Annotated in this window: 20 protein-coding genes; 9 read left to right on the top strand and 11 right to left on the bottom strand. The window is 70.3% G+C overall.

The features are described 5' to 3' along the window. Positions 1-222: 222 nt before the first annotated feature. Together ACFY0T_RS33140 and ACFY0T_RS33135 are read right to left on the bottom strand one after the other, a co-directional pair. Entirely contained in the window at positions 223-1,524 is a 1,302-nt protein-coding gene (locus ACFY0T_RS33140; RefSeq protein ID WP_388878839.1) for an MFS transporter, read from the bottom strand. A gap of 60 nt (positions 1,525-1,584) precedes the next feature. Then, positions 1,585-2,631 carry a S66 peptidase family protein gene (locus ACFY0T_RS33135; protein ID WP_388878836.1) on the bottom strand — a complete coding sequence of 349 codons (1,047 nt, stop codon included), beginning with the start codon at positions 2,629-2,631 and terminating at the stop codon, positions 1,585-1,587. Between the two features lie 101 nt (positions 2,632-2,732). Here ACFY0T_RS33135 and aroQ point away from each other — a divergent pair, with 101 nt between their 5' ends. Continuing rightward, positions 2,733-3,206 carry a type II 3-dehydroquinate dehydratase gene (gene aroQ / locus ACFY0T_RS33130; RefSeq protein ID WP_388878833.1) on the top strand — a complete coding sequence of 158 codons (474 nt, stop codon included), beginning with the start codon at positions 2,733-2,735 and terminating at the stop codon, positions 3,204-3,206. A gap of 683 nt (positions 3,207-3,889) precedes the next feature. Here aroQ and ACFY0T_RS33125 read toward each other — a convergent pair. The 5 genes from ACFY0T_RS33125 to ACFY0T_RS33105 all read right to left on the bottom strand — a co-directional run bounded on the left by ACFY0T_RS33125 (position 3,890) and on the right by ACFY0T_RS33105 (position 8,220). After that, positions 3,890-4,642: an amino acid ABC transporter ATP-binding protein gene (locus ACFY0T_RS33125; RefSeq protein ID WP_388878830.1), complete on the bottom strand. Its 753-nt coding sequence runs from the start codon at positions 4,640-4,642 to the stop codon at positions 3,890-3,892. Next, complete coding sequence (locus ACFY0T_RS33120; RefSeq protein WP_388878827.1) at positions 4,639-5,541, bottom strand: amino acid ABC transporter permease; 903 nt, start codon at positions 5,539-5,541, stop codon at positions 4,639-4,641. The genes ACFY0T_RS33125 and ACFY0T_RS33120 overlap by 4 nt, the downstream gene beginning before the upstream one ends. Beyond that, complete coding sequence (locus ACFY0T_RS33115) at positions 5,538-6,422, bottom strand: ABC transporter substrate-binding protein (protein WP_388878825.1); 885 nt, start codon at positions 6,420-6,422, stop codon at positions 5,538-5,540. Before ACFY0T_RS33115 ends, ACFY0T_RS33120 begins: the two co-directional genes overlap by 4 nt. A 442-nt stretch (positions 6,423-6,864) precedes the next feature. Further along, positions 6,865-7,521, bottom strand: coding sequence for an MBL fold metallo-hydrolase (locus ACFY0T_RS33110; RefSeq protein WP_388878822.1), 657 nt, complete (start codon positions 7,519-7,521; stop codon positions 6,865-6,867). Positions 7,522-7,530: 9 nt separating this feature from the next. Beyond that, a complete protein-coding gene (locus tag ACFY0T_RS33105) occupies positions 7,531-8,220 on the bottom strand; it encodes a maleylpyruvate isomerase family mycothiol-dependent enzyme (protein WP_388878819.1) in 690 nt (229 codons plus the stop codon). 223 nt (positions 8,221-8,443) lie between these two features. Here ACFY0T_RS33105 and uvrA point away from each other — a divergent pair, with 223 nt between their 5' ends. Then, positions 8,444-11,485 (top strand): excinuclease ABC subunit UvrA, encoded by a 3,042-nt coding sequence (gene uvrA / locus ACFY0T_RS33100; RefSeq protein WP_388878816.1) that lies wholly within the window; start codon positions 8,444-8,446, stop codon positions 11,483-11,485. A gap of 109 nt (positions 11,486-11,594) precedes the next feature. Here uvrA and ACFY0T_RS33095 read toward each other — a convergent pair whose 3' ends face one another. After that, complete coding sequence (locus tag ACFY0T_RS33095) at positions 11,595-12,164, bottom strand: YceI family protein (protein ID WP_388878814.1); 570 nt, start codon at positions 12,162-12,164, stop codon at positions 11,595-11,597. 100 nt (positions 12,165-12,264) lie between these two features. On the opposite strand from ACFY0T_RS33095, the gene ACFY0T_RS33090 reads away from it, so the two are divergent. Further along, positions 12,265-13,119: a helix-turn-helix domain-containing protein gene (locus tag ACFY0T_RS33090; RefSeq protein WP_388878811.1), complete on the top strand. Its 855-nt coding sequence runs from the start codon at positions 12,265-12,267 to the stop codon at positions 13,117-13,119. Between the two features lie 9 nt (positions 13,120-13,128). On the opposite strand, the gene ACFY0T_RS33085 is transcribed toward ACFY0T_RS33090, so the two are convergent. Together ACFY0T_RS33085 and ACFY0T_RS33080 are read right to left on the bottom strand one after the other, a co-directional pair. Further along, positions 13,129-14,040, bottom strand: a complete 912-nt coding sequence (locus tag ACFY0T_RS33085) for a carbohydrate kinase (RefSeq protein WP_388878808.1) — start codon at positions 14,038-14,040, stop codon at positions 13,129-13,131. Continuing rightward, a complete protein-coding gene (locus tag ACFY0T_RS33080) occupies positions 14,037-15,113 on the bottom strand; it encodes a LacI family DNA-binding transcriptional regulator (protein WP_388878805.1) in 1,077 nt (358 codons plus the stop codon). The genes ACFY0T_RS33085 and ACFY0T_RS33080 overlap by 4 nt, the downstream gene beginning before the upstream one ends. Positions 15,114-15,382: 269 nt before the next feature. On the opposite strand from ACFY0T_RS33080, the gene ACFY0T_RS33075 reads away from it, so the two are divergent. Next, positions 15,383-15,808: a Rieske (2Fe-2S) protein gene (locus tag ACFY0T_RS33075; protein ID WP_388878803.1), complete on the top strand. Its 426-nt coding sequence runs from the start codon at positions 15,383-15,385 to the stop codon at positions 15,806-15,808. A gap of 162 nt (positions 15,809-15,970) precedes the next feature. Here ACFY0T_RS33075 and ACFY0T_RS33070 read toward each other — a convergent pair whose 3' ends face one another. Then, positions 15,971-16,918, bottom strand: a complete 948-nt coding sequence (locus ACFY0T_RS33070) for a hypothetical protein (RefSeq protein WP_388878799.1) — start codon at positions 16,916-16,918, stop codon at positions 15,971-15,973. A gap of 209 nt (positions 16,919-17,127) precedes the next feature. On the opposite strand from ACFY0T_RS33070, the gene ACFY0T_RS33065 reads away from it, so the two are divergent. The 5 genes from ACFY0T_RS33065 (at position 17,128) to whiA (ending at position 22,893) form a co-directional block, all read left to right on the top strand. Continuing rightward, complete coding sequence (locus ACFY0T_RS33065; RefSeq protein WP_388878796.1) at positions 17,128-17,568, top strand: hypothetical protein; 441 nt, start codon at positions 17,128-17,130, stop codon at positions 17,566-17,568. Positions 17,569-17,781: 213 nt separating this feature from the next. Next, entirely contained in the window at positions 17,782-19,818 is a 2,037-nt protein-coding gene (gene uvrC / locus ACFY0T_RS33060) for an excinuclease ABC subunit UvrC (protein WP_388878793.1), read from the top strand. Further along, complete coding sequence (rapZ, locus tag ACFY0T_RS33055) at positions 19,815-20,846, top strand: RNase adapter RapZ (RefSeq protein WP_388878791.1); 1,032 nt, start codon at positions 19,815-19,817, stop codon at positions 20,844-20,846. Before uvrC ends, rapZ begins: the two co-directional genes overlap by 4 nt. After that, positions 20,843-21,913 carry a uridine diphosphate-N-acetylglucosamine-binding protein YvcK gene (gene yvcK, locus ACFY0T_RS33050; protein ID WP_388878788.1) on the top strand — a complete coding sequence of 357 codons (1,071 nt, stop codon included), beginning with the start codon at positions 20,843-20,845 and terminating at the stop codon, positions 21,911-21,913. Before rapZ ends, yvcK begins: the two co-directional genes overlap by 4 nt. After that, positions 21,904-22,893: a DNA-binding protein WhiA gene (gene whiA, locus ACFY0T_RS33045; RefSeq protein WP_010987695.1), complete on the top strand. Its 990-nt coding sequence runs from the start codon at positions 21,904-21,906 to the stop codon at positions 22,891-22,893. The genes yvcK and whiA overlap by 10 nt, the downstream gene beginning before the upstream one ends. Positions 22,894-22,982: the final 89 nt, after the last annotated feature.

Raw genomic sequence — 22,982 nt, 5'->3', positions numbered from 1 at the left:
CCCGCGCTCCGTGGGGGCGGGCTTGGGGGGGGGCCGGGCGCCCGGCGGCGGGGGGGGGCCCCCCCCGGGGGGGGTTGGGGGGGGGGGGGCGGGGGGCGGGGGGGGGGGCGCGCCCCCCGCCCGCCCCACCCCGCTCCAGGGAGGCGTCCACCGGGTGCTGTTCGCCGCCTGTCTGGAACTGGCGATCAACCCCTGACCGCGGCGGTGCGACGGCACGGTGCGTCATTCCGTCGCCTGGACGACCGCCAGTCGCGGCACCGGCCGGGTCTCCGGCAGCAGCGCGAAGCACACCAGGCTGAGCAGCGCGATCCCGGTCAGATACGCGGCCACGCCCCACGGGACGCGCTCTCCGCTCGCCACCGCGGTCGCCACGATCGGCGTGAGCGCGCCGCCGATCACCCCGCCCAGGTTGTAGCCGACCGCCGCTCCCGTGCAGCGCACCCGGGGCTTGTACAACTCCGGCAGATACGCGGCGATCACCGCGAACATCGTGATGAACGCGAGCAGCGCCACCAGGAAACCGAGGAACATCAGCAGGGGTTCGCCGGTCGACAGCAGCGCGATCATCGGGAACATCCACAGCGCGGCGCCCGCACAGCCCGCCAGACACAGCGGCCGCCGCCCGAAGCGGTCGCCGAGCAGGGCCACCAGAGGCGTCAGGGCGCCCTTCACCACCACGGCGGCCATGATGCAGGTCAGCATGACGGTACGGCTCACACCGAGCCGTTCGACGCCATAGGCGAGCGCCCAGGTTGTCACCGCATAGAACACGGCGTATCCGACCGCGAGTCCGCCGGCCGTCAGCAGCACGAGCTGCCAGTGGTCGCGCACCACCTCGGCCAGCGGCACGCGCGCGTGCTCCCGCATTTCCAGAAAGCGCGGGCTCTCCGCGAGCGAGCTGCGCAGCCACAGCCCCGCCACCGCGAGAACGCCCGCCGCCCAGAACGGCACCCGCCACCCCCACGCCGCGAACTGCGCGTCGGACAGCGTCGCCGACAGCACCAGCATCACGCCGTTGGCCAGTACGAACCCGAGTGAAGGCCCGATCTGCGGGAAGCTCGACCACAGCCCGCGCCGCTCGGCGGGCGCGTGCTCGGCGGTCAGCAGCACCGCCCCGCCCCACTCCCCGCCGAGCCCGAGCCCTTGCAGAAAACGCAGCACAAGAAGGAGCACGGGAGCGGCCACACCGATGCGGTCGTACGTCGGTACGCAGCCGACGGCGACGGTCGCCGCGCCGGTCAGCAGCAGCGAGGCGACCAGGACGGGCCGCCGCCCGCGCCGGTCCCCGATGTGCCCGAACAGCACCGAGCCGAGAGGGCGTGCGACGAACCCGACGCCGAACGTCGCGAAGGCCGCCAGCGTCCCCGCCAGCGGTGAGAACGTCGGGAAGAACAGGGGGCCGAGGACCAGCGCGGCCGCGGTCCCGTAGACGAAGAAGTCGTAGAACTCGATGGCCGTCCCGGCGAGCGAGGCGGCCGCGAGCCGGAGCATGGAGGGTGCCCTTACGGTGCGTACGTCGTGCATGCCGCATCAACTACCCACGGTGACCGACGGTTACGGGGGCGCGCGGAGGTGAGGGCCGCGTCAGTAGGTGACCGTGATGCGCCGGGCAGGGCCGTCGACGCGGATCGTGCCTCCATAGGGGATGACGATTTGCGGATCGGTGTGACCGAGATCTACATCGAGGACGACCATCATGTCTGGGGCATATATGTCGACGGCCCGGAGCACCGCCTCGTGCTGCTCCCGCGCGTAACGGGCCCTGGCGCCCGCGTCATTGGGCTGCTCGAACGACCACGCCTTCGGACGGCCCATCAGGAGCGCGGAGAAACGTCGCAGCAGACCGCGCTCGCCCATGCTGCGCAGGATCCAGAAGACGTCGTTGGCCTTCGGCATGTCCTCCGAGGTCTCCAGGAACAGCACATGCCCGTCGTACACGGAAGGATCACGGGCGATCTCACGGTCGGCCATCAGCAGCCAGGACAGAATCTCGATGTTGCCGCCCCAGGAGCGGCCCTCGACCACACGGTCCGGGCGGGGCCAGGTCCAGCCGCCGCCCGGTTCGGTCTGCGGTGCGGAGGTGAATGTGTCCGTCGCGTCCCAGGGCCGGTCGATGTCACGGAAACGGTCGGCGGGGCGCAGTTCGTACGGCCCGGACGTGAACAGTGCGGCCCGCAGCGACTCGGCGGTCAGCGGATCCATGGCGCCGGGGCGGCCGAACTCGCACATCACCGTTCCGCCGTGGTAGCCGACGATTCCGGCGTTCCACAGGTACGCCAGCAGATTCGTGTTGTCGCTGTACCCGAAGAACGGCTTCGGGTTCGCGCGGATCAACTCCCGGTCCAGCAGCGGCAACACGGTGATCTGGTCGTCGCCGCCGATCGACGCGATGACCGCCTTGACCGTCGTGTCGGCGAACGCGGCGTGGATGTCGTCCGCCCGCTCCTGCGGGGTCGAGCCCATCTTCCGGGTGGCCGGGTACTCGACCGGTTCGAGGCCGTACTCCTTGCGCAGGCGTTCCAGACCCAGCTCGTACGGCAGCGGGAGCAGTCCCGGCAGTCCCCCGGACGGCGAGATCACGGCTATCCGGTCGCCGGGCGAGGGCTTGGGAGGGTACGAGGGCGTCGTCATGACGGGAGGGTACGGGCCGTCACCTCTTCGGTGCACCGTGATAAACCGGGTCTGAGCAGCGGTCCTCAACGGGCCGGCAGACCTGAAGGACCGGAGGAACCGTGCCCCGCACCCTCGCCAACGCCCCGATCATGATCCTCAACGGACCGAACCTGAACCTCCTCGGGCAGCGCCAGCCGGAGATCTACGGCTCCGACACGCTCGCGGACGTAGAGGCGCTCTGTGCCAAGGCGGCGGCCGCGCACGGCGGCACGGTGGACTTCCGGCAGTCCAACCACGAGGGCGAACTGGTGGAGTGGATCCACGAAGCGCGTCTGAACCACGCCGGGATCGTGATCAACCCGGCCGCCTACTCGCACACCTCCGTCGCGATCCTGGATGCGCTCAACACCTGTGACGGCCTTCCCGTGGTGGAGGTCCACATCTCCAACATCCACCAGCGAGAGGAGTTCCGACACCACTCGTACGTCTCGCTCCGCGCCGACGGGGTCATCGCGGGCTGCGGTGTGCAGGGGTACGCGTTCGCGGTGGGGCGGGTCGCCACGCTGGCCGGGGCGGGGCAGGCAGACGCCTGACGGAGGAGAGAGCGGACGCGCGAAGTCCGATTGTCAGTGGCGGGTGCCACGATCAATTCATGAACTTCTTCGAGGGATTGATCGCGCCCGACCCGCCGGACGAGCCGCAGCCGGAGACGCAGCACCGACTAGGCGCCTACCGGCCGGGCGAGGACGAGTCGTTAGCGCCCACGGACTGGTTCGTGCCGGCCCAACTGCCGCAGACCGTTGAGATCGGCGCCGGCCCAAACGCGCATCATGCTCACCGGCTGGCAGGTGTGGCCCGGTTCGGTGACCCTCCGGCTGGGCGTCTTCCTGCGGACCATACGGCAGGGCGTGCCCGCACACTCCGTCCACTTCGGTTCGAGTCGCGCAGGCGCCGGAGCCCTGCGCTTCGGGGTGCTGCTCGCCGGCGGACGGCGGATCACCACGCTCGACGGGCACCCGTGGCCCGCGCCCACGGAGGGACCGCCACGGCCGACACCCCAGCTGCACGGCGGCAGCGGCGGTGGATTCCACTACCAAGTGGAGTTGCACCTCTCACAGTTGCCACCGGAAGGCCCCGTGCAGCTGGTGGCCGAATGGCCCGATCAGGGCGTGCCCGAAACCCGTACGGAGATCGACGCCACCGCGCTGCGAGCCGCGGCCGCCGAGGCCGTGCGGATCTGGCCGGAGGATGAGCCGCCGCCCCCTGCGGAGCACGGTCAGAGCCGACCCGCCTCCACGATCCGCCGCAGAAAGCGCTGCGTCCGCTCCTGCTGCGGGTCCCCGAAGAGCTGCTCGGCCGTGCCGCGTTCGAGGACCACACCGCCGTCCAGGAAGCAGACCTGGTCCGCGACTTCGCGGGCGAAGCCCATCTCGTGCGTGGCGAGGACCATGGTCATGCCGTCGTCCTTCAAGTCCCGGACGACGCCCAGGACTTCGCCCACGAGTTCCGGGTCGAGGGCGGCGGTGATCTCGTCGAGGAGGAGCAGCCGGGGGCGTACGGCCAAGGCGCGGACGATCGCGGCGCGTTGCTGCTGGCCGCCGCTCAGCCGGTCCGGGTACTCGTCCGCCTTGGCGCCGAGCCCGAGCCGTTCGAGCAGCTCACGCGCGTGGGCCGCCGCCTCCGTGCGGTTCACGCCGTGCACGCGGCGCGGGGCGAGGGTGATGTTCTCCAGGACGGTCATGTGCGGAAAGAGGTTGTACGCCTGGAAGACCACGCCGATCCGGCGGCGTACCGCGTCCTGGTCGGCCCGGGGGTCGGTGATCTCCTCGTCGTCCAGCCAGATCGCGCCGTCGTCGATCTCCTCAAGGAGGTTCGCGCAGCGCAGCAGCGTGGACTTGCCGGAGCCGGAGGCGCCGATGAGTGCGGTCACCGTGTGCGGGGCGACCTCCAGATCGACGTCCCGCAGCACGACCGATTCACCGAAGGTCTTGCGGACGGACTCCATTCGCAGCACCGGAGCGTCGGTCATATGGTCCCTCCCTGCGCCCGCTGACGGTCCATCCGGGCCGTGACCCAGTCCGTGAAGCGGGTCATCGGGATGGTCAGGGCGACGAAGACCAGTCCCGCGACGATGTACGGCGTGTAGTTCAGGCTGCGGCCCACGATGATGTCGGCGGCGCGCACCGCGTCGACCGCGCCGCCGATCGAGACGAGCCCGGTGTCCTTCTGCAGGGACACCAAGTCGTTGAGGAGCGGCGGCACCTGGCGGCGCACGGCCTGGGGGAGGACGACGTAGCGCAGGGCCTGCCGGTTGGTGAGGCCCAGTGAGCGGGCCGCGGCGCGCTGGGAGGGGTGGATGGACTCGATGCCGGCGCGGAACACCTCGGCGACGTATGCCGAGTACGTCAGTGTCAGCGCCGTGCCGCCGAGGAGGACCGGGTCCACCGTGACGCCCTGCAGCCGCAGTGCGGGGACGCCCAGGACCACGATCATCAGGTTGATGATCAGCGGAAGTCCGCGGAAGAAGTCGGTGTACGCGGCGGCCAGTGCCCGGAGAGGGAAGAACACCGGGCCGCGCAGAGTGCGGGCGACGGCGATCAGCATGCCCAGGACGAGGACCGCCGCGCCGCATATCAGGAGCAGTTGGACGTTGAGCCAGAGTCCTTCGAGGACCTTGGGGAACGCCTCACGCGCGTAGTGCGCGTTGAAGAACGTCTCCTTGGTGCGCGGCCAGCCGGGCGCGTTGACGACGACGAGGTACAGGACGACGCCGGTGACAAGGGTGGAGAGCGCGGCGATCGCCGTCGCGCGGCGGGCGCGGGCACGCTTGTAGCGCTCGCGCTCGATCCGCCGCTGCGACGGGACGTACGCCTCGGGCATGTCTCCCTCGCCGGAGTCCTCTCCCGACTCCTCCTTCATGACCGTCACTTGAGCACCGGAGCGTCGACGGCCTCGGACAGCCACTGCTTCTCGATCTTCGCGAGCGTGCCGTCCTCCCGCAGGGTGTCGACGGCCTTCGTCACGCAGGAGGTCAGCGCGCTGCCCTTGTCGAGGACGAGCCCGAACTGCTCGGGCGTGCCGCCCTGGTTCTCGAACTGCCCGACGATCTTCGCGTCGGTCACCTCGGCCGCGGTGATGTAGAAGGCGGTCGGCAGGTCGACCACGATGGCGTCGACCTGGCCGTTCTTCAGCGCGGACTTGGCCTGGTCGTTCTTCGCGTACGCGGCGGGCTGCTGGGTCGGCTTCACCACGTCGTTGACGTAGTTCAGGCTGGTGGTGCCGACCTGGGCGCCCAGCTTCAGACCCTTGAGGTCCGCGATGCCCTTCGCCTTCGCGGCCTTGGAGCTCTTCAGCGCGATGACGGCCTGGCGCACGTCGTAGTAGCCGGACGAGAAGTCCACGGCCTTCTTGCGCTCGGCACTGATCGACACCTGGTTGATGTCGAAGTCGAAGGTCTTCTCGCCGGGTGCGAAGGCCTTGTTGAAGGGGATGCTCTGCCAGACGACGTCGCCCTTGGCGTAGCCGAGTTGCTCGGCCACGGCGTACGCGACCGCCGACTCGAAGCCCTTGCCGTTGGCGGGCTTGTCGTCCTTGAACCACGGCTCGTACGCGGGCTCGTCGGTGGCGATCGTCAGCTTTCCGGAGGTCTGGGTGCTCAACTTGCCCTCGGCGCAGGTCTCCCCGGTTGCCCCGGAAGCCTTGTCGGTCGCCTTCTCCTCCGGCTGCGGAGCACAGCCCACGGCGAGGGCGAGCAGGGCGACGGTGGCGGCGGACGCGGTGCGGCGCAGGGCGCGTTGGGCGAGATGCATGGCGGGAGAGTGACAGTGCGCCATGGTGTTTGTCGAGGTCACAAGGTCAAATGTCCGCATAGTGGGAACGTGTGTTGCAGTCCCGTGAACGCTCGACGAGAAGCACGGGCGTGTGCTCGTCAGGAAGGTCTGCCGGGGCCGCCGGCCGAGGGCGGGGATCGAAAGGCCGGCGGCCCGTTCCGCCCAGGAGCCGTCATCCTGTGCGGGGCTGTTTCCAGTGGACTGCACCAGTGCCTGCGCCGGGAGCGCGCGCGTGACACCGGTGCGTGCGCTCGGTTCACACGGGGCGCGTGTTTCACCCTTCGCGCGGGACGCGTGCATCTGCATTGCGTGGGGCACGCACGGGAGGTGCGAGGGACGCCGGTGCACGCATCACGCCCGGCGTGCGCTCACAACAACGCGCGGGGCGCGTGCCTCACGAACACGCGCCCTTGGCCCGGGCTCACCACCCGCGCGCGTGCCACTCCGGCAGATGCGGTCGCTCCGCGCCCAGCGTCGTGTCGTTGCCATGCCCCGGGTAGATCCAGGTCTCGTCCGGCAGCACGTCGAAGATCTTGGTCTCGACGTCGTGGATCAGGCTGGCGAACGCCTTCGGGTCCTTGCGTGTGTTGCCCACACCGCCCGGGAAGAGACAGTCCCCGGTGAACACATGCGGGTGCCCGTGCGGGTCGTCGTAGACGAGGGCGATCGAGCCCGGCGTGTGCCCCACCAGGTGGCGCGCGGTGAGTTCCACGCGCCCCACCCGGATCGTGTCGCCGTCGTCGACGAGGACGTCGGTCGGCACCGGGATGCCGTCGGCGTCGTCCCGGCCCGCGTAGGTGCGGGCGCCCGTGGCCGCCACGACCTCCGCGAGTGCCTGCCAGTGGTCGCCGTGCTGATGGGTGGTCACGACGGATGCGATGCCGTCGTCGCCGATCAGCGTGAGCAGTGTCGAGGCGTCGTTCGCCGCGTCGATCAGGAGCTGCTCGTCGGTGGCCCGGCAGCGCAGCAGATAGGCGTTGTTGTCCATCGGGCCGACGGCGACCTTGGAGATCATCAGGTCCTGCAGCTCGTGCACATCGGCAGGGCCGCCGACCTTCACCGCTCCGCTGTACGTCATGACGGCAGCCTATAGCGGGGGGAGGGCGGGAAGCAGGCCGCCGTCGACCGTAAGAGCGGCGCCGTCGCGGCGGCCCGCGAGCCAGCCCAGGAGCGCGGGGGCCGGGCCGGTCACGGTGACCTCCGGGGCGCCCTCCGCGTCGCGTCCGGTGCTCCACGCGCGCGTGCCGTCTGTGATCCGCGTCGGCGGCACATCGGGATGCCCGGCGAAACGGTCGGTGAGGAACTCGATCTCCCGCTCCACGAACTCCTCCGGAAGATCTTCGAGCTCGTACCCGATGCCCAGATCCACGTGGTGCAGCTCGACCTCGATCCACCGCCGGAACGGCACCCGGGCCGCGGAATCGGTGACCCCGTTGCGCAGCTCCACCGTGCGGGACCAGTCCGCGGGTGCGGCCCCCGTCTCCTGGAAGCGGGCCGCGCTTTCGCGCACGTCCGCGAGCTGCACGTCCAGCGGGCGCGGCGCGTCCCGCTCGATGTCGGTGTCCCGGGCGTCGCCGGAGGCGTACATGGGGCGCCCTTCGAGGACGTTCACGAGAGCGTCCGCGTTACGGGCAAGATGGGCGAGGACGTGGCCGCGGCTCCAGCCGGGAAGCCGTGACGGCTCGGACAGGGATGCGTTGTCCAATGTGGCGGCTGCGGTGAGCAGCCGTTCGGTCGCGTCACGTACAGACGCCAGGTCGCGCACATGATCAATCATGAGGCCGACCCTAGCCCCGCCACACGTTCGGGTGAAGGTGGTCGACCACCCCCGCAAATCGAATGTGCGTGCTATAGGCTCGAGTGCGGCGTCGGGCATGCTGGATGGCCCGGGATTGTTGTGAACCAGGGAAACCAACCGGCGCTGTCAGTGGCTCCCCCTAGTCTGAGAAATGACGGGGGCCCCGCCCCTGTCACTTCTCTCAAGAAAGGTGCGGACCGGCGTGGCCGACCGTCTCATCGTCCGTGGAGCGCGCGAGCACAATCTCAAGAATGTCTCGCTCGACCTCCCGCGCGACTCGCTCATCGTCTTTACGGGCCTGTCGGGGTCGGGCAAGTCCTCGCTGGCTTTCGACACGATCTTCGCCGAGGGGCAGCGGCGCTACGTGGAGTCGCTCTCCTCGTACGCCCGGCAGTTCCTCGGCCAGATGGACAAGCCGGATGTGGACTTCATCGAGGGCCTCTCCCCGGCGGTCTCCATCGACCAGAAGTCGACCTCGCGCAACCCGCGCTCGACGGTCGGCACCATCACCGAGGTCTACGACTACCTGCGCCTGCTCTTCGCGCGCATCGGCAAGCCGCACTGTCCCGAATGCGGCCGCCCCATCACGCGCCAGTCGCCGCAGGCCATCGTCGACAAGGTTCTGGAGCTGCCGGAGGGGAGCCGCTTCCAGGTCCTGTCGCCGCTGGTGCGCGAGCGCAAGGGAGAGTTCGTCGACCTCTTCGCCGACCTCCAGACCAAGGGGTACAGCCGGGCCCGCGTCGACGGCGAGACGATCCAGCTCACCGAGCCGCCCGTGCTGAAGAAGCAGGAGAAGCACACCATCGAGGTGGTCGTCGACCGCCTCACGGTGAAGGACTCCGCCAAGCGTCGCCTGACCGACTCCGTGGAGACCGCCCTCGGCCTCTCCGGCGGCATGGTCGTGCTCGACTTCGTCGACCTCCCCGAGGACGACCCCGAGCGCGAGCGCATGTACTCGGAGCACCTGTACTGCCCGTACGACGACCTGTCCTTCGAGGAGCTGGAGCCCCGCTCCTTCTCCTTCAACTCGCCCTTCGGCGCCTGCCCCGAGTGCACGGGTATCGGTACGCGCATGGAGGTCGACCCCGAGCTGATCGTTCCGGACGAGGACAAGTCCCTCGACGAGGGCGCCATCCACCCCTGGTCGCACGGGCACACCAAGGACTACTTCGGGCGGCTCATCGGCGCTCTCGCCGATGCGTTGGGATTCCGGACCGACATCCCCTTCGGCGGTCTCCCGCAGCGCGCCAGGAAGGCCCTCCTCTACGGGCACAAGACGCAGATCGAGGTCCGCTACCGCAACCGGTACGGACGCGAACGTGTGTACACCACGCCTTTCGAAGGGGCCGTCCCCTTCGTCAAGCGGCGGCACAGCGAGGCCGAGAGCGACGCGAGCCGCGAGCGCTTCGAGGGCTATATGCGCGAGGTGCCCTGCCCCACCTGTGAGGGCACGCGTCTGAAGCCGCTCGTCCTCGCGGTCACCGTCATGGAGAAGTCGATCGCCGAGGTCTCGGCGATGTCCATCAGCGACTGCGCGGACTTCCTGGGCGAGCTGAAGCTCAACGCCCGCGACAAGAAGATCGCCGAGCGCGTCCTGAAGGAGGTCAACGAACGGCTGCGCTTCCTGGTCGACGTCGGCCTCGACTACCTGTCGCTGAACCGCGCGGCCGGCACCCTCTCCGGCGGTGAGGCCCAGCGCATCCGCCTGGCCACCCAGATCGGCTCCGGACTCGTGGGCGTCCTGTACGTCCTCGACGAGCCCTCCATCGGTCTGCACCAGCGCGACAACCACCGGCTGATCGAGACCCTGGTCCGGCTGCGCGACATGGGCAACACGCTCATCGTCGTGGAGCACGACGAGGACACCATCAAGGTCGCCGACTGGGTCGTCGACATCGGCCCCGGCGCGGGCGAGCACGGCGGCAAGGTCGTGCACAGCGGCCCCTTGAAGGAGCTGCTGACCAACGCCGAGTCGATGACCGGCCAGTACCTCTCGCGCAAGAGGGAGATCGCGACCCCGGACATCCGCCGCCCCGCCGACCCGAGCCGCAAGCTCACGGTCCACGGCGCCCGGGAGAACAACCTCCAGGACATCGACGTGTCCTTCCCGCTGGGCGTCCTCACGGCCGTCACCGGCGTCTCGGGCTCCGGCAAGTCGACCCTGGTCAACGACATCCTGTACACGCACCTGGCCCGCGAACTGAACGGCGCGAGGAACGTACCGGGGCGGCACACGCGCGTGGAGGGCGACGATCTCGTCGACAAGGTCGTGCACGTCGACCAGTCGCCCATCGGCCGTACCCCCCGGTCCAACCCGGCGACGTACACCGGAGTCTTCGATCACGTCCGCAAGCTGTTCGCGGAGACGACCGAGGCGAAGGTGCGGGGCTACCAGCCCGGCCGCTTCTCCTTCAATGTCAAGGGCGGCCGCTGCGAGAACTGCTCCGGCGACGGCACCATCAAGATCGAGATGAACTTCCTGCCGGACGTGTACGTCCCGTGCGAAGTCTGCCACGGGGCGCGCTACAACCGGGAGACCCTGGAGGTCCACTACAAGGGCAAGTCCATCTCCGAGGTCCTCGACATGCCGATCGAGGAGGCGCTCGGTTTCTTCGAGGCCGTCCCCGCGATCGCCCGCCACCTCAGGACGCTGAACGACGTCGGCCTCGGCTATGTCCGGCTCGGTCAGTCCGCGCCGACGCTGTCCGGCGGTGAGGCGCAGCGCGTCAAGCTCGCGAGCGAGCTGCAGAAGCGTTCCACGGGCCGCACGGTGTACGTGCTCGACGAGCCGACCACCGGTCTGCACTTCGAGGACATCAGCAAGCTCATCGCGGTGCTGTCCGGCCTGGTCGACAAGGGCAACACGGTCATCGTCATCGAGCACAACCTCGACGTCATCAAGACCGCGGACTGGGTCGTCGACATGGGGCCCGAGGGTGGCAACGGCGGCGGTCTCGTGATCGCCGAGGGCACCCCCGAGCAGGTCGCCGGCGTGCCGACCAGCCACACCGGCAAGTTCCTGCGCGAGATCCTCGGCGCCGACCGGATCAGCGACGCGGCCCCCGTGAAGGCCGCGAGCCAGACCGCCGCCAAGAAGACGGTGGCGGCCAGGACGACGGCGAAGAAGACGACCACGAAGACCGTCAACAACACGGCCACCAAGAAGGCCGCAGCGGTCACGAAGAAGACGGCCACCAAGAAGGCGACCCCCGCGAAGAAGACCACGCGGGCCCGCAAGGCCTGAGCCGAGCAGGCATTCAAGGTCTCGAGCAGGCGACTGCGCAAGGCCTGACAAGTCCCAAGAAACACGGCGCCCCACGGGAACTCCCCGTGGGGCGCCGTCCGTTGCACAGTCAGCCGCCCTGTCCCTGCGGCTCGACGAACTGCATGTCCAGCTGAACCTTGACAACATCACCGAGGAACCCGGTCCCGAAGTCCAGACCGAAGTCGCTGCGCCGGATCTCGCCCGCCGCCTCGAACCCCGCGTGCTTGCGACGGTCGACGGGGGAGTCCACCACCCCGCCGAACTCGACGGCGAGCGTCACCGGCCGAGTCACGTCCCCGATGGTCAAGTCCCCTTCCATCGACCAGTCCTCGCCGTCACCGGACACCCGCGTCGAGCGGAAGGCCATCGTCGGGCGCTTCTCGACGTCGAGGAGTTCGGCGGAGCGCGTGTGGGCGTCGCGGTCCGGGTTCCCGGTGTCGATAGAGGCAAGAGCGATCTCGGCGCTCACCTTGACGTCGTCGGCCGTCTCACCGACGTACAGTTCGGCCTTCACGTCAGCGAAGCGGCCGCGCACCTTGGCGATCCCGAGGTGGCGGATGGTGAAGTTGACGGCCGAATGCAGGGGGTCGAGCTCCCAGTCGCCAGGGGCGAGCGGCAGAGAAGCGGCATACGTGGTCGGGGAGTTGTCGTAAGTCATGGCTCCACCCTGCGCGGCCCGGCGGCCGGGAGGGAGACCGGGCGGAGGATGGTAGTGACAGGGCCACGATCCGGCGGCGTCCGCGCTGTACGTTCAACGAGTGAGCGACAACGAGTTGGGCACCTTCCTGCGCGCACGCCGTGAAGCGATCACACCCGTCGAGGTGGGGCTGCCGACCGGCCCCCGCCGCCGTACCCCGGGGCTGCGACGGGCCGAGCTGGCCACGCTCGCCGGTATCAGCGTCGAGTACCTCACCCGGCTCGAACAGGGCCGCGACCGCAACCCGTCACCCCAGGTCCTGGGCGTGCTCGCCGACGCGCTGCGACTGCCCGTGACGGAGCGGATCCTGCTGCGCCGGCTGGCCAAGGAGTCCGGCGACAGCGCCGTGTTCTGCTCCTCGGGGGTGGAGCCCACTCGGACGGTGCGCCCGACCGTGCGGGCGATGCTGGACCGGCTGGAGCCCACATCCGTCGTGCTGGTCAACTGGATCGGCGACATCCTCGCGTACACCAGCGGATATCGGCGGCTGGCCGGACCGCTCGGTGTGCTCGACGGCCAGCAGCCGAACATGCTGCGGTACGTGTTCACCGACGAGCGGGCGCGTGCCGCCTACACCGACTGGGATCGGGTGGCCGACGAACAGGTCGCCCACCTCAGGCACGAGGCGTCGATCCACGATCCCCATGTCACCGCCATGGCCGACGAGTTGACGGTCACTGCGGGCGCCGTCTTCGCCGACCGGCTCGCCGCCGTACCGGCCATGCCCCGGCGCGCCGGGACCGAGCACGTCGCCCACCCCGAGGCCGGCGCGCTGCGCCTGGCGTACGAGACGCTCGCCCTGCCGGACGACGGCCTCCGCATGATCGTGCACCTGCCCGCCGACGAAGCCACGGCGGTCGCGCTCGACCGGCTCAACGGGCGGCAGCCCGGGGCGCTGCGGGCGGTCGGCAGCTGAGCGGTCCTGTCACAGGTCGCCGAGTTCGGAGGCGTACGGCGGTTCCGCTCCCGCGCGTGAGCAGGTGATCGCCGCCGCGCGGGCCGCGAAGCGCAGAAGCGCGGTCCAGCCGTCGGCGCCGAGGGCCGCCATCGCCTCCGGTGACAGGGCGTCCCGCGCGGCCAGGCCGTGCAGCAGTGCCGCGTTCACCGTGTCGCCGGCGCCGATGGTGTCCACGACGTCGACCGGTTCGCCGGGTACGCAATGGACCGAGCCGTCGCGGGTGAAGGCCGTCAGACCGTCGCCGCCCTGGGTGATCACCACGGCCGCGGGGCCGGACGCCAGCCACTCGCGCGGGGTGCCGCCGAGCCACACGGCGTCCTCCTCCGAGAGCTTGAGGAGCGACACCGACGGCAGCCAGCTCTTGAAGCGGGCCCGATAGGCGTCCGCGTCGGGGATCAGCCCGGCCCGGATGTTCGGGTCGAGCGCGGTGAACACACCTCGCGCGGCGGCGGTCCGCATCAGCTCCTCGTACGCGCTCGCGCCCGGCTCCAGGACGAGCGAGCAGGTGCCGAAGGACACCGCCCTTGTGTCGTCGGGGAGTTGGTCGGGTGTGGAGAAGAGACGGTCCGCCGTGCCCTCGACGTAGAAGGAGTACGCGGCCGAGCCGTCCGTACCGATGGAGGCGACCGCGAGGGTCGTCGGCTCCGTTCCGCGCTGCACGGACGACACGTCGACGCCCGCGTCGCCCAGGCCGCTCAGGAGTGCCTCGCCGAACGCGTCGTACGAAATCCGGGAGCAGAAGGCCGTGGGGGAGCCGAGGCGGCCGAGTGCCACCGCCGTGTTGTAGGGGCCGCCGCCGAGGCGCGGCAGCAGGCCCACGAGGGCGCCCGCGCCCTGCGGTACCAGATCGATCAGGGCCTCACCGGCGACGACGATCACGACTCGGGTCCTTTCCTGTGGCTCTCGGGGCTCTCGGGGCTCTCGGTGCTCTTGGAGCTCTCGGGGCAGCCGCACGAGGTGCGGTGGACGAAGGCGGAGGGCAGCCGGACGGTACGGCCCGGACGGTCGGGCGACGCCAGCCGTTCCAGGAGCAGCTGGACGGCCTGGGCCCCGATCGCCTTGCTGGGCTGGGCGATCGCGGTCAGCCGGGGGGTGAACAGGTCGGCCCAGGAGAAGTCGTCGAAGCAGCACAGCGCCAGGTCGTCCGGCACGGACAGGTCCCGCTCGCGCAGGGCCCGCAGCGCGCCGATGGTCATGGCGTTGTTGGCGGTGACGAGCGCGGTGGGTGGCGCGGCGAGGGACAGCAGGGCGTGGGTGGCCTCCTCGGCGGCCTCCGCCTGGGAGTTGCCATGTGCCACGAGCCGTTCGTCGTAGGGGAGTCCGGCGTGCGCCAGGCCGTGGCGGTAGCCGGTGATCCGCTCGGTCGTGGTGCTGAGGCCGGGGAGGCCCGCGACCAGTGCGATGCGTCGGTGGCCCAGTTCGGCGAGGTGGGTGACGAGTCTCGCCATGGGCTCGGTGTTTTCGGTGCAGACCTGGTCGAAGTGGAAGGGACTCTCGGCGGGGGAGTCGACGAGTCGGTCCAGGAACACGGTGGGCACGTTGTGCTGCCCGAGGTAGCCAAGGAGTTCGGCAGGGGCCGCGGAGGGCGCGATGATCATGCCGTCGACGCGTCGCTCGTGCAGCAGCTGGACGATCTTCCGCTCGTGCTGCGGATCGTCGTGCGGATCGGCGATCAGCAGGCTGTAGCCATGCTTCAGGACGCTGGCCTCGACACCCTGAAGGATCTCCGTGAAGTACGGGTTGCTGATCGCCGACACGGCGAGCCCGATGGACCGCGTCCGTGAGGTGACCAGCGAACGGGCCAGGGTGTTGGGCGTGTAACCGAGCTCGTCGATGGCGTCGAGGACGGCCTGGCGCGTCTGGGGCAGCACCGGGCGCGTGTCATTGAGCACGTGCGAGACGGTCGCGATGGACACACCCGCGCGCTGGGCCACATCGACCATCGTCGCCATGGTGCTGCTCCCTCCCTTGGAACCTGGTTGCTCGCATGTGGAACCTGGTTGTTCGCACGGGAACGTATCCCATCCGGCGGCAGACGTAAACGCTTACGTCAAGGTTCGCGTAAGCGTTTGCGTAAACGCTTACGTCCATCATCGCGGAGTCGGCTCGCTGCGATCTTGGAGTCGCCTCGTTTCGATCTTGGCGTCGGTCCACCCCGCCACGGGCGGAATGATTCGTGCCGGTATCGTCGATGCCACCGCCCCCGACCAGTGGAGATGCCATGCCCGCCCGTCCGTCCGCGAGCCGCCGTACCGTCCTGCGGGGAGCGGCGCTCACCCCGGTCGCCGGGCTTGCCCTCACCGCGTGCTCGGGCGGCGGCGACGGCGGGACGCCCGCGACGCCGACCGCGCCAGTCGATCTGGGCGCGGAGAGCGAGCTCGCCAAGGGGGCCGCCAAGCTGTACCGGGACCAGAACGTCGTGGTCAGCCGCGCCGAGAACGGTGACCTCAAGGCCTTCAGCTCGATCTGCACGCACGCCGGGTGCGCCATCAACAAGCTTCAGGGCACGACGCTCATCTGCCCCTGCCACGGCAGCGAATTCGACGCCACGACCGGCGAGGTGGTGCAGGCGCCGGCCACCGTGCCGCTGAAGGAGCTGTCCGTGGAAGCGAAGGACGGGAAGATCGTCGCGGGCCCGGCCGCCTGAACAGGCCCGCACGGCGGGAAACCGGGCGTCTGAACATTCCTGGGCGACACGGAACCGGGCGTCTGAACGTGCCCATGCGACACGGAACGGGCCTCTGAACGCGCCCGTGCGACACGGAATCGGGCGCCTGGACCGACCCGCAGGGCACGGGCCCGGGAGCGGTCACTCCCAGTCCCACCCGATCCCCACGATCCCCGAGCGGACGCGCGGCTCGACCAGATGCACCGAGCGGTGGCGACCGCTGAAGGTCAGTTCCTGACGGCCGCTGCGCGGAGCCGCTGCCGAGTGCTGGGTGAACCGGTGGCAGCGCACGGGCAACGCCTGCTCGGCGAACCGCACCTGGAGGGCGTACTGCCCGCCCGCGAAGCCGAACCCGCGGACGTACTCGCTGGACGCACCGGCCGTGCCGTCGTCGAAGCCGTAGCGGAACAGGAACGTATCGCCCGCGCGCAGCCGTGTGTCGAAGAGCAGCTCGGCCACGAGCACCCCGGTGTCGTGGTGCCAGCGCACCCGCCCCGTGCGGCAGTTCTCCAGAGCGCGGACCGCCATCCGCTCCGGAGCGCATCCCGGGTCTCCATGGTGAATGGCCACATAGCGGTCCACGCCGTCCTTATGGGCGCGCACTATGTGGTGCGACTCGCGGCCCAGCAGCTCGCGGTGCGCGCCGATGTGTACGCGTTCGTGGTGGCCGATGGTGTGCAGCCCGCCGTCAAGGGGTGACTCCAACTCGGCCAGGAGCCGTTCCAGGACGCCGGAGGCCTCCACCAGGGAGCGGTACGAACGGCCCGCGGGGCGCTGCGGATCGGAGCGCTCGTCGGCCTTGGCGAGCAGCCGGATCAGCGACTCGTCCGGGAGCTGGAGGATCTCCTCCAAGGCGCGCACGGCGCGCAGCGACTCGGGGCGCTGCGGGCGCCGGGCGCCCTGCTGCCAGTAACTCAGGCTGGTCACGCCGACCTTGACCCCGTACCGCGACAGATGGTGCTGTACGCGCTGCAGCGGCAGTCCGCGGGCGGCGATCGCGGCGCGCAGGGCGACATGGAAGGGACCGCCCCGCAGAGCCGTCTCCAATTCCGCCGTGGCGACGTCCGCGTGCTGTGTGCCGTGCCGCATGCAGGGGGGCCTTTCTGTGAATGTTCACTACGGCTGATCAGGCCGTTCGCGCGGGTCGTCGGGGCCGCCAGGTCGGCGCGCGGGGTCCGTTCACACGCGTGTGCCGTCGTTCACGGCCCGAGTTCCCCCGCATTGAAGCGTGTTGACCAAGCCCCGACAACACCTGATGCTCAAACATGCTTCACCGCCGACAGGGTGGCCGTTGGCAGGTGGTGAACATCGCCTCCGGGGACGACGAGACGCGTTACGCGGCGCTGGGCGCCCGTCCGCTGCCGGGCGGCACGGTCTGCAGGGAGCCGCAGCTCGACGCCTGGTCTGCCGAGCGGCACGCGCGTGTGCTGCCGCTCGTCGTGGACGCCCGGCATGGGATCGGCGCCCGCGGCACGACGCTCGCCGCCTACCGTGCGCGCGTGCACAGGGCGTACGCAGACAAGCTCCCCGGCTCCGCGTACGCACGGTCCGGCGAGGCGGCCGAATACGGCGCCGAGTCACCGGGGACCGATCACCCGCGTGACCCGGAGAGTCCAGGCCCCGCCGTCGTCATCGCCTCAAGCGCAGGGGCCCTGACAGGGGCCGGCGACAGCCGGTTTCGGCGCCCTCGTCGCCCGCCCCCGAGCACCTCCCGCACCCTGTGCCGACGCCGCCGCTGACTCCTCCTCCCGGCGCCGGGAGCAGCCGCCCCCTGTTCCGCCCGGCCATGGCGACCAGGGGGAATCCTGGGCAAACTGCGCCTCCAGCAGGAGCCCAACGACCACCGCCGCGCCCGGGCCGTCCTGACGTTCCCGGAGTCGCGCCGACGCGGGACCCGGGGCCTTGTCCACAGGGTCGTCGCGCTGTCAGCCCTCGACAGTAGGGTGTGTGACATGGCCGATCCCTCCAGCTACCGCCCCAAGCCGGGACAGATCCCGGACTCTCCCGGGGTGTACAAATTCCGCGACGAGCACCGCCGGGTGATCTACGTCGGAAAGGCGAAGAGCCTGCGCCAGCGCCTGGCGAGCTACTTCCAGGACCTGGCGAACCTCCACCCGCGCACCCGCACCATGGTCACGACGGCCGCGTCGGTGGAGTGGACGGTCGTGTCCACAGAGGTCGAGGCGCTGCAGCTGGAGTACTCCTGGATCAAGGAGTTCGACCCCCGGTTCAACGTCAAGTACCGCGACGACAAGAGCTATCCCTACCTCGCGGTGACCATGAACGAGGAGTTCCCGCGCGTGCAGGTGATGCGCGGCCACAAGAAGAAGGGCGTGCGCTACTTCGGTCCGTACGGGCACGCGTGGGCGATCCGCGACACCGTGGACCTGCTGCTGCGCGTCTTCCCCGTCCGCACCTGCTCCGCCGGCGTCTTCAAGAACGCGGCCCGCACCGGTCGCCCCTGCCTCCTCGGCTACATCGGCAAGTGCTCCGCACCCTGCGTCGAGCGCGTCTCCGCCGAGGAGCACCGTGAACTGGCCGAGGAGTTCTGCGACTTCATGGCCGGGCGCACGGGGACGTACCTCCGCCGCCTGGAAAAGCAGATGACGGACGCGGCCGAGGAGATGGAGTACGAGCGGGCGGCCCGCCTGCGCGACGACATCGAGGCCCTGAAGAAGGCCATGGAGAAGAACGCGGTCGTGCTCGCCGACGCGACCGACGCCGACCTGATGGCCGTCGCGGAGGACGAGCTCGAAGCGGCCGTGCAGATCTTCCACGTGCGCGGCGGTCGCGTGCGTGGCCAGCGCGGCTGGGTCACGGACAAGGTGGAGGCCGTCACCACCGGTGACCTCGTCGAGCACGCGCTCCAGCAGCTCTACGGGGAGGAGAGGGGCGACTCCGTCCCCAAGGAAGTGCTCGTCCCGGCGCTGCCCGACCCGGTGGAGCCCATCCAGGAGTGGCTCACCGAGCGCCGCGGGTCGAACGTGTCGCTGCGCATCCCGCAGCGCGGCGACAAGAAGGCCCTCATGGAGACTGTGCAGCGCAACGCACTCCAGGCGCTCGCGCTGCACAAGACCAAGCGCGCCTCCGACCTCACCACCCGCTCCCGCGCCCTGGAGGAGATCTCCGAGGCCCTCGACCTGGACAGCGCCCCCCTGCGGATCGAGTGCTACGACATCTCGCACCTCCAGGGCGACGACGTCGTGGCGTCGATGGTCGTCTTCGAGGACGGGCTCCAGCGCAAGAGCGAGTACCGGCGCTTCCAGATCAAGGGCTTCGAGGGCCAGGACGACGTCCGCTCCATGCACGAGGTGATCACCCGCCGCTTCCGGCGCTACCTCGCCGAGAAGGAGAAGACGGGGGAGTGGGCCGACGGCGAGGGTGGGCTCACCGAGGAGGACGGCCGTCCCAAGCGCTTCGCCTACCCCCCGCAGCTCGTCGTGGTCGACGGCGGTCAGCCGCAGGTCGCGGCCGCCAAGAAGGCCCTCGACGAGCTCGGCATCGACGACATCGCCGTATGCGGGCTCGCCAAGCGCCTGGAGGAGGTGTGGCTGCCGGACGACGACGACCCGGTGGTCCTGCCGCGGACCAGCGAGGGCCTCTATCTGCTGCAGCGGGTCCGTGACGAGGCCCACCGCTTCGCGATCACCTACCAGCGCACCAAGCGGGCCAAGCGCTTCAGGTCGAGCCCGCTGGACGACGTACCGGGCCTGGGCGAGACCCGCAAACAGGCGCTGATCAAGCACTTCGGCTCGGTGAAAAAGCTGCGATCCGCGACAATCGACCAGATCTGCGAGGTTCCCGGCATAGGCCGCAAAACGGCCGAGACCATCGCCGTGGCCTTTGCCCAGGCGGCTCCGGCCGCACCCGCCGTGAACACGGCGACTGGAGAGATCATGGAAGACGAGGAGCCCGAAACGACGGCGGGCTCCGCAGAGGAGCCCGTGACCGCGGGCACCTCGGACGAGCGACGGGGGCAGGAGAGATGACCGAGAACGACGCGCGTGAAGAGGAACGCCCGGCGCAGGGCCAGGAAGCACTTCCAGCACACGAAGTGCACAGGGAAACAAGCGAAGATCACCCGGAGCACGAAGCACCCCAGGAAGACGGAGCACAGGTGGGTACGGGTATCGAGACAGCCGGGGTCCCCGACACGGCCATCCCCGAGCTGGTGATCATCTCCGGCATGTCCGGAGCGGGCCGCTCGACAGCCGCCAAGTGTCTGGAGGACCTCGGCTGGTTCGTCGTCGACAACCTGCCGCCTGCCCTGATCCCCACCATGGTGGAGCTCGGCGCCCGCTCCCAGGGCAACGTGGCCAGGATCGCGGTCGTCGTCGACGTACGCGGCCGCCGCTTCTTCGACAACCTCCGCGAGTCCCTCGCCGACCTGGAGTCGAAGCACGTCACCCGGCGGATCGTCTTCCTGGAGTCCTCCGACGAGGCCCTGGTGCGCCGCTTCGAGTCCGTGCGGCGCCCGCACCCCCTCCAGGGCGACGGCCGCATCGTCGACGGCATCGAAGCCGAGCGCGAGCTGCTGCGCGAGCTGCGCGGCGACGCCGACCTGGTGATCGATACGTCGAGCCTGAACGTGCACGAGCTGCGCGCCAAGATGGACGCCCAGTTCGCCGGAGAGGAGGAGCCCGAGCTGCGGGCCACCGTCATGTCCTTCGGCTTCAAGTACGGCCTGCCGGTCGACGCCGACCTGGTCGTGGACATGCGCTTCCTGCCCAACCCGCACTGGGTCCCGGAGCTGCGCCCCTTCACCGGCCTGAACGAGGAGGTCTCGGCGTACGTCTTCAACCAGCCCGGCGCCAAGGAGTTCCTCGACCGCTACGCCGAGCTGCTCCAGCTCATCGCGGCCGGGTACCGGCGTGAGGGCAAGCGCTATGTGACCATCGCGGTCGGCTGCACGGGCGGCAAGCACCGCTCGGTCGCCACCGCCGAGAAGCTCGCCGCCCGTCTCGTCTCCCAGGGCGTGGAGACCGTGGTCGTGCACCGGGACATGGGGCGCGAGTGAGCGGACGTGCTGCACTGCGGCTGAGCAGGCTGCGCCGGATCACCCCCGAGGGACGCGGCGGCAGGCCCGCCGAGGCGCGCGGCGGGAAGCCGCGCCGCCGCGGCGCCCAGCCCAAGGTCGTCGCCCTCGGCGGCGGCATGGGCCTGTCCGCCTCGCTCGCCGCCCTGCGCCGGATCACCGGCGACCTCACCGCCGTCGTCACCGTGGCCGACGACGGCGGCTCCAGCGGGCGCCTGCGCGACGAGCTGGGCGTGCTGCCGCCCGGCGACCTGCGCAAGGCGCTGGCCGCGCTGTGCGGCGACGACGACTGGGGCCAGACCTGGGCCCGCGTCATCCAGCACCGCTTCCAGTCCCAGGGCGACCTGCACGAGCACGCGGTCGGCAATCTGCTGATCGTCGCCCTGTGGGAGCAGCTCGGCGACCATGTCCAGGCCCTGGACCTGGTCGGCAAGCTCCTGGGCGCGCACGGCCGTGTGCTGCCCATGTCCGCCGTACCCCTGGAGCTGCAGGCCCTGGTCAAGGGGCACGACCCGGAGCGGCCCGACGAGGTGGACACGGTGCGCGGGCAGGCCACCGTGGCGCTCACGCCTGGCGAGGTGCAGTCCGTGCACGTCGTGCCGCACGACCCGCCCGCCGTCCCCGAGGCCGTCGAGGCGGTCCTGGACGCCGACTGGGTGGTCCTCGGCCCCGGTTCCTGGTTCTCCTCGGTGATCCCGCACCTGCTCGTCCCCGAGTTGCTCGATGCCCTCATCCAGACGAAGGCGCGCCGGGTACTCTCGCTGAACCTCGCCCCGCAGCCCGGAGAAACCGAAGGCTTCTCCCCGCAGCGTCATTTGGAGGTTTTGGGACGACACGCCCCTAAACTCGCCCTGGACGTGGTGCTGGCCGACGAGGCCGCCGTGCCCGACCGCGACTCACTCACCGACGCCGCCAAGCGGTTCGGCGCCGCGGTCGAGCTGGCGCCGGTGGCCCGGACCGACGGATCTCCGCGGCACGATCCGGAGCTGTTGGCCGCCGCGTACGACCGTATTTTTCGGATGCATGGAAGGATCGGCCCATGGCGATGACGGCAGCGGTGAAGGACGAGATCTCCCGGCTTCCCGTCACCCGGACCTGCTGCAGAAAGGCGGAGGTCTCCGCCATTCTGCGGTTCGCCGGCGGCCTTCACCTGGTGAGCGGCCGGATCGTGATCGAGGCGGAGCTGGACACCGCGATGGCGGCGCGCCGCCTGAAGCGGGACATCCTGGAGATCTTCGGCCACAGCTCCGAACTGATCGTGATGGCGCCCGGCGGACTGCGCCGCGGCTCCCGCTATGTCGTACGCGTCGTCGCGGGCGGCGACCAGCTGGCCCGCCAGACCGGGCTCGTCGACGGCCGCGGCCGCCCGATCCGCGGGCTGCCCCCGCAGGTGGTCTCGGGGGCCACCTGCGACGCCGAGGCGGCCTGGCGCGGGGCCTTCCTGGCTCATGGCTCGCTGACCGAACCCGGTCGCTCCTCCTCCCTTGAGGTCACCTGCCCGGGCCCGGAGGCCGCGCTCGCGCTGGTCGGCGCCGCCCGTCGGCTGTCGATCGCCGCGAAGGCCCGCGAGGTGCGGGGTGTGGACCGTGTGGTCGTACGGGACGGAGACGCGATCGGCGCGCTGCTGACCCGCCTCGGGGCGCACGAGTCGGTGCTGGCCTGGGAGGAGCGGCGGATGCGCCGCGAGGTGCGCGCCACGGCGAACCGTCTCGCCAACTTCGACGACGCCAACCTGCGCCGCTCGGCTCGCGCCGCCGTCGCCGCCGGGGCCCGCGTGCAGCGCGCCCTGGAGATCCTCGCGGACGAGGTGCCGGAGCACCTCGCGGCCGCCGGACGGCTGCGCATGGAGCACAAGCAGGCCTCGCTGGAGGAGCTGGGCGCGCTCGCCGACCCGCCGCTGACCAAGGACGCCGTGGCCGGCCGTATCCGCCGACTGCTCGCGATGGCCGACAAGCGGGCGCAGGACCTCGGCATCCCCGGGACGGAGTCGAACCTCACCGAGGAGATGGCGGACAACCTCGCAGGCTGACATCTGCCGGGCCGTAGCGGCCCGGAGACGCTTAGAGCTCAACACGCCGGTGCCGATGCCCACTTGGGGGAGTCGGCACCGGCGTTTCA

Origin of the sequence: Streptomyces sp. NPDC001530 (assembly GCF_042894545.1) — a bacterium.
Classification (GTDB): domain Bacteria; phylum Actinomycetota; class Actinomycetes; order Streptomycetales; family Streptomycetaceae; genus Streptomyces.
This window is presented reverse-complemented; position numbering and strand designations above follow the sequence as displayed.

What these genes read in the sequence shown, in the direction of transcription:
- ACFY0T_RS33140 (WP_388878839.1), bottom strand. Translation starts at nt 1,524, where the DNA reads ATGCACGACGTACGCACCGTAAGGGCACCCTCCATGCTCCGGCTCGCG.
- ACFY0T_RS33135 (WP_388878836.1), bottom strand. Translation starts at nt 2,631, where the DNA reads ATGACGACGCCCTCGTACCCTCCCAAGCCCTCGCCCGGCGACCGGATA.
- ACFY0T_RS33125 (WP_388878830.1), bottom strand. Translation starts at nt 4,642, where the DNA reads ATGACCGACGCTCCGGTGCTGCGAATGGAGTCCGTCCGCAAGACCTTC.
- ACFY0T_RS33115 (WP_388878825.1), bottom strand. Translation starts at nt 6,422, where the DNA reads ATGCATCTCGCCCAACGCGCCCTGCGCCGCACCGCGTCCGCCGCCACC.
- ACFY0T_RS33110 (WP_388878822.1), bottom strand. Translation starts at nt 7,521, where the DNA reads ATGACGTACAGCGGAGCGGTGAAGGTCGGCGGCCCTGCCGATGTGCAC.
- ACFY0T_RS33105 (WP_388878819.1), bottom strand. Translation starts at nt 8,220, where the DNA reads ATGATTGATCATGTGCGCGACCTGGCGTCTGTACGTGACGCGACCGAA.
- ACFY0T_RS33095 (WP_388878814.1), bottom strand. Translation starts at nt 12,164, where the DNA reads ATGACTTACGACAACTCCCCGACCACGTATGCCGCTTCTCTGCCGCTC.
- ACFY0T_RS33080 (WP_388878805.1), bottom strand. Translation starts at nt 15,113, where the DNA reads ATGGCGACGATGGTCGATGTGGCCCAGCGCGCGGGTGTGTCCATCGCG.
- ACFY0T_RS33075 (WP_388878803.1), top strand. Translation starts at nt 15,383, where the DNA reads ATGCCCGCCCGTCCGTCCGCGAGCCGCCGTACCGTCCTGCGGGGAGCG.
- ACFY0T_RS33070 (WP_388878799.1), bottom strand. Translation starts at nt 16,918, where the DNA reads ATGCGGCACGGCACACAGCACGCGGACGTCGCCACGGCGGAATTGGAG.
- uvrC (WP_388878793.1), top strand. Translation starts at nt 17,782, where the DNA reads ATGGCCGATCCCTCCAGCTACCGCCCCAAGCCGGGACAGATCCCGGAC.
- rapZ (WP_388878791.1), top strand. Translation starts at nt 19,815, where the DNA reads ATGACCGAGAACGACGCGCGTGAAGAGGAACGCCCGGCGCAGGGCCAG.
- whiA (WP_010987695.1), top strand. Translation starts at nt 21,904, where the DNA reads ATGGCGATGACGGCAGCGGTGAAGGACGAGATCTCCCGGCTTCCCGTC.